At 67.4% G+C, this 5,745-nt stretch carries 5 protein-coding genes; 1 reads left to right on the forward strand and 4 read right to left on the reverse strand.

What is annotated here, in order from left to right:
* Nucleotides 1–79: 79 nt before the first annotated feature.
* Genes RI841_RS13745 through acsA form a run of 3 tightly spaced genes read right to left on the reverse strand, consistent with a single transcriptional unit; the run spans nt 80 to nt 3,863 of the window.
* Nucleotides 80–1,066, reverse strand: a complete 987-nt coding sequence (locus tag RI841_RS13745; protein ID WP_310706197.1) for an alpha-ketoacid dehydrogenase subunit beta — start codon at nt 1,064–1,066, stop codon at nt 80–82.
* Nucleotides 1,063–2,112, reverse strand: coding sequence for a pyruvate dehydrogenase (acetyl-transferring) E1 component subunit alpha (gene pdhA, locus RI841_RS13750; protein ID WP_310706198.1), 1,050 nt, complete (start codon nt 2,110–2,112; stop codon nt 1,063–1,065). Before pdhA ends, RI841_RS13745 begins: the two co-directional genes overlap by 4 nt.
* On the reverse strand, nt 2,109–3,863 hold the full coding sequence (gene acsA, locus RI841_RS13755; protein ID WP_310706199.1) for an acetate--CoA ligase: 1,755 nt from the start codon (nt 3,861–3,863) through the stop codon (nt 2,109–2,111). The genes pdhA and acsA overlap by 4 nt, the downstream gene beginning before the upstream one ends.
* A 232-nt stretch (nt 3,864–4,095) precedes the next feature.
* Here acsA and RI841_RS13760 point away from each other — a divergent pair, with 232 nt between their 5' ends.
* Nucleotides 4,096–4,317: a hypothetical protein gene (locus tag RI841_RS13760; RefSeq protein ID WP_310706200.1), complete on the forward strand. Its 222-nt coding sequence runs from the start codon at nt 4,096–4,098 to the stop codon at nt 4,315–4,317.
* Nucleotides 4,318–4,663: 346 nt separating this feature from the next.
* Here the strand turns inward: RI841_RS13760 and RI841_RS13765 are convergent.
* A partial coding sequence (locus tag RI841_RS13765) for a DUF4010 domain-containing protein (RefSeq protein WP_310706201.1) occupies nt 4,664–5,745 on the reverse strand: 1,082 nt, incomplete at its 5' end.

A 5,745-nucleotide genomic window follows, 5' to 3' on the forward strand; every position in this document is an offset into this window, starting at 1 on the left:
GGTACCGCTCTCCATGTCGGCGCCCAGCGAGGGCATGCGGAACTCGCTCATCGGTGACTCCCTCTTCCTTGTGTATGGATCAGCCGAGCAGCCGGCGGACGGCGGCGACGATATCCTCGACCTGGGGGATCGCCGCGTCCTCGAGGTGCTTGGCGTAGGGTACCGGCACCTCCTGGCTGCAGACCCGCACCGGCGGGGCATCCAGCTCGAAGAAGGCCTGCTCGTTGATACGGGTGATGATCTCGGCCGACAGGCTACCGCTACGCCAGCCCTCATCGATCACCATCACCCGGTGGGTCTTTGCCACGCTGGCCATGATCGCCGCGTCGTCCAGAGGGCGTAGGGTGCGCAGGTCGAGCACCTCGGCGTCGATGCCTTCGGTGGCTAGTTGTTCGGCGGCCGCGAGGCTCTTGTGCAGCATGCCGCCGTAGGTGATCAGGCTGACCTGGCGGCCCTCGCGGCGGATGGTGGCATGGTCGATGTCCACCCCCTGTACCTTGTCCTCGACCTCGCCCTCGACACCCAGCAGCAGGGCATGCTCGAAGATCAGCACCGGGTCGGGGTCCTCCAGGGCGGTGAGCAGCATGCCACGGGCATCTTCGTGGGTCGCCGGGGCGACGATGCGCAGCCCCGGGATATGGGCATACCAGCCCTCCAGACTGTGGGAGTGCTGGGCAGCGAGCTGGCGGCCGCCGCCGGTGGTCATGCGGATCACCAGCGGCACGTTGAGCTGTCCGCCGGACATGTGCCGCAGCGTGGCGGCGTTGTTGATGATCTGGTCGAGGGCCAGCAGGCTGAAATTCACCGTCATGATCTCGACGATGGGACGCATGCCGTTGAGCGCCGCGCCGATGCCGGCTCCGGTGAAGGTCGACTCGGAGAGCGGAGTGTCGCGGATGCGCGCCTCGCCGAACTCTTCCAGCAGGCCGTGGCTGACCGCATAGGTGCCGCCGTAGCGGCCCACGTCCTCGCCCATCAGGAACACCCGCTCATCCCTCAGCAGGGCCTCGCGAAGCCCTTCGTGAAGGGCCTCCCGATAGGGCAGTGTCCGGCTCGTGTCGCTCATGGCCGCGCCTCCGTGCCCGTCGGTGGTTGGCGGGCATAGACATCGCCGCAGAGTGCCTCCTCCGGCTCCCAGGTACCCGCCTCGGCGAAGGCCACGGCGGTGTCGATCTCTTCGGCTACCTCGCGCTCGATCTCGTCACGCACCGAGTGTGCGAGCAGCCCGCAGGCCACCGCGTCCCGGGCGAAGGTCTCGACGGGGCAGCGCTGCTTCCACTGCTCGACCTCCGCCTTGTCGCGGTATTGCTCGGGGTCGAACATCGAGTGGGCGCGGAAACGGTAGGTTTGGTACTCCAGGAACATGGGGCCCTGGCCGCTGCGCACGTACTCCACGGCTGCCTCGGTGACCCTGGCCACCGCCACCACGTCCATGCCGTCCACCGACTCGCTGGGCATGTGGTAGCTGGTGGCCTTGGCGGCGAGGTCGGTCTGGGACTGGGCACGGTCGAGCGCGGTGCCCATGGCGTAGTAGTTGTTCTCGCACAGAAACAGCACTGGAAGCTGCCACAGCGCGGCAAGGTTGGCTGACTCGTGGAACTCGCCCTCGGCCACGGCGCCATCGCCGAAGAAGCAGGCGGTAACGCTGTCGCGACCGGCCAGCCGGTCGGCCAGGGCGTAGCCCACCGCCAGCGGCAGGGAGCCCCCCACGATGGCGCTGCCGCCGATGAAGCGCCGTGCAACGTCGAAGAGGTGCATGGAGCCGCCATGGCCACGGCTGCAGCCCTCCTGCTTGCCATACATCTCGGCCATGATCGCCCCGGCAGGAACGCCGCGGGCCAGGGCATGGCCGTGCTCGCGGTAGGTGGCCAGCACGTTGTCCCGCTCAGCCAGGGTCGGCATGGCGCCGCTGGCGATCGCCTCCTCGCCGATGTAGAGGTGCAGGAAGCCGCGGATCTTGCCGGCGCTGTAGAGCTCGGCGCACTTCTCCTCGAAGCGGCGGATGCGGATCATCTGCCACAGCAGTACCCGGGCCCGGTCAGGGTCATCCATGCCGGCCGCGCCGATGGCGGGCTGAGGGGAGAGGCCATCGTGGGGATGCGAGGCGTTCATCGGGAGGTCTCCAGGGTCGAGGTGTCACCCTCCGGCAGGCCCAGTTCCCTGGCCTTGAGCAGGCGACGCATGATCTTGCCGCTGCGGGTCCTGGGCAGCGACGCCTGGATCTCGATCTCCTTGGGCGCTACCGCCGGGCCGAGACGCTGGCGGGCGAAGCCGAGCAGCTCGCGGCGCAGCGCCTCGTCGGGCGCATGGCCCGGCTTCAGGGCCACGAAGGCCTTGACGATCTCGCCGATCACCGGGTCGGGCTTGCCGATCACCCCGACCTCGGCCACTGCCGGGTGCTCCATCAGCGCCGACTCCACTTCGAAGGGGCCGATCAGGTGGCCGGCGGACTTGATCATGTCGTCGGCGCGGCCCACGAACCAGAAGTAGCCCTCGGGGTCGCGCCGGGCCAGGTCACCGGTGAGATACCAGCCGTCCACGAAGCAGCGGCGGTAGCGCGCCTCTTCGTGCAGGTAGGTGCGAAACATGGAGGGCCAGCCGACGCGCAGGGCAAGCTCGCCTTCCTCGTCGTGATGGTCGACCTGCGCGACGCCGCCGTCGGGCAGGTGGCGCAGCACGGCGGCCTCGATGCCGGGCAGTGGCTTGCCCATGGCGCCGGGCCGGATGTCCATGCAGGCGAAGTTGGCGATCATGATCCCGCCCGTCTCGGTCTGCCACCAGTTGTCGTGGATCGGCAGTCCGAAAGCCTCCACGCCCCAGTGCACGGCCTGGGGATTGAGCGGCTCGCCGACACTGGCGATGAAGCGCAGCGCGGGGTAGCGGCGGGAACGGGCCTGCTCTGAACCGCCCTTCATCATCATCCGCACTGCGGTGGGAGCGGTGTACCAGACGTTGACCGCCTCTTCGTCGAGGATCCGGTACCAGCGTTCGGCGTCGAACTCCGCCTCGTCGACGACCAGGGTGGCACCGAGGGAGAGCGGGGCGATGATGCCGTAGGAGGTGCCGGTGACCCAGCCGGGATCTGCTGTGCACCAGAAGACATCGCCCGCGCGCAGGTCGAGGGCGAAGCGGGCAGTGGCGTGGTGGGCGACCACCGCCTGGTGGACGTGGAGCGCCCCCTTGGGCGTGCCGGTGGTGCCGCTGGTGAAGTGCAGCAGGGCCGGCTGCTCGGGGTCGGTGGCCGGGATCGCATAGTCGGGCGAGGCCGCGTCGAGAAGTGTCCCGAGCTCTTGGGTGCCCTCGGGCAACACCTGGTCGTCGTCGCGGACCACCAGCACGTGCTGGAGGCTCGGCAGCCGGTCGCGGATCGGGGCCACCTTGCGACGGTAGAGGCTGGTGGTGGTCACCAGCACCCGGCCCTCGCCGAGGTTCAGCCGGGTCGCGATGGGCTCGGGGCCGAAGGCGGAGAACAGGGGAGTGACCACGGCCCCTTGCTTCAGTGCCCCGAGCACTGCCACGTAGAGCTCGGGAATCCGGCCGGCGAGCAGGAAGACGCCGGCACCGCGTGTTACACCCAGCGCATCGAGTACATTAGCGAAACGGCCACTGAGTTCGGCCAGTTCGCGGTAGTGGATCTCGCGTCGCGCTCCCGCCTTGCCCAGCCAGCGGATCGCGGTGCGCTCGCCGGCCTCGCCGGTAGCGTGGCGATCCACTGCCTCGTGGGCAATGTTCAATCCGGCTTCGCCGGGCAGGCCGTCAAGCCACGCCCGCGCCTCGTCCCAGGAGAAATGAGTCCATACCGACGGATAATCGTCCAGCACTGCCGCTTGGGCCTCGCGGCGGCTCTTGCGGAGTATTTCCATGCGCGGCGACCTCGCCTCGTGGATCCATGTCCCTTAAGCGTAGCCCTCAGGCCAGTTTCTGTCCGCCTTGTATGGTCTCGGTTTGATCCGGGGCAAGCGAGGCGCGGATTGGGTGGCTAGTGGCAGGAGAACAGCTATAACTACACTGAAGGCAGGGGAGGAAATGCCTCCCTCGTCTCGTCTCGGTGCTTCCCGCACCGGTCAGTCCATACCCCAATGCATGGAGGGTGTCATGACACAGACTGTTACGGCTTCCTATGGCAGCATCGACAAGGCCGCCAACGCTTTCGACGAACTGGTCTCCGAGGGCTTTCCTCGGGAGAAGCTGTTCCTCGACAAGGAGGCCAGCGAAGTCAAGGTGATTGTTCCCGAGGCGTCGCAGCCGGAGGCGGAAGAGATCCTCAATCGCCATGAACCCGGCGAGATCCGGGCGCGGCCTTACGAGGCTCCCTAGTTGCTTGGCCCGGGAAGGTCGAGCTGGTTGCCCGGCTTGGGAGGGTCGAGAAGGTGGCACGGCCGGGAGAGACACCGCTTCCGCTCGCTGAACTGTTCGTCGAGCGGGTGGTTTGGAGGAATGTGCAGGCGACTGGTCGCTGGCGGATGAGCGAGGAGGGCCTGTCTCTGGGGGTGCGCTACGAATGGTGGGTGCGCCTCATGTCGCACTGGATGGTCTTGGTCCCCCAAGTCGCGGGGCGTTGTTCGCCTGGAATCTCCACGCCGTGATGCAGGACGGGCCCGAAGGGCTCGCCTGGTGGCTCGAGGCGCGGCTACAGGGACATCGCACGACTAAGTCGGAGGTCTTATATCCACCAGGCCAGCGCCAGGCCTACCACCATCGAGGCGACCATTGGCAGGGCGACCCGCTTGCCGAGCTGTCGGGTACCGATGGCGGTGGCCAGGCCCGACTTGAAGAGGTTATTGACCGCAGCGGCGATGACGATGCCCAACACCGCGGTGGAGGGAGCGATGCGCTCCAGTGACATGCGGGTCAGCGACAGGGTGATGGCGTCGACATCGGCCACCCCCGAGGCGGCTGCCAGCAGATAGATGCCGGCCTCGCCAAAGGCGCCGCGCAGCCATTCGCCGAGCAGCATGATGATCGCCAGCAGGCCACCGAACAGCAGTGCCGTGCGCAGTTCCAGGGGGTTCTGTATCGGGGTCGGGCTGTCGACCCTGAAGGCCTGGCGGTGATGACGCCAGAAATAGAGCGCCGGCAGGTAGAGGATCACCCCCATTACCGTAACCGGGAGCAGCAGCGTCGGCAGCAGCCCGGGGCTGATCACCGCGGCATAGAGCAGGATGCGCGGGAACATGGTGCCGCAGGCCAGCAGGATGCCGGCGGCCAGCATGGCCTCGAACTCCCGGCTCTGGCGTGACATGCGCGCGAAATGCAAGGTCAGTGCTGTGGAGGAGGAGAGCCCGGCGAACAGGCCGGTGAAGAGGATGCCCTTTTCGGCACCGCCCAGGCGTACGGCGAAGTAGCCGAGGAAGGAGATCGAGGCGATCAGCACCACCATCCACCAGATCTCGTAGGGGTTGAGCGCTTCGCCCGGCCCCATGCCTCGGTCAGGGAGCAGCGGCAGCATCACCACGGTAATCAGCAGCAGCTTGAGGCCGGCATCGAGCTCGTGGGCCTGAAGCTTGTTGAGCAGGCCGTGGATCTCATGCTTGTTATCGAGGATCACCGCGGTGATCACCGCGCCGGCGGCGGCCAGGGCCAGGTCGATCGCCACGGCCACTGCGCCGAAACAGAAGGTCAGCAGCAGGCCTACCAGGCCGGTGATGCTATAGTCATGTTGCTCGGCCAGCTTGGCCCGCCAGGCGACCAGGCTGATGCCGGCCACGGTCAGGAAGATGAGCGGGAAGGCCCAGTCGCTGACGG

It is taken from the genome of Halomonas sp. (assembly GCF_031581305.1).
Lineage (GTDB): Bacteria > Pseudomonadota > Gammaproteobacteria > Pseudomonadales > Halomonadaceae > Halomonas.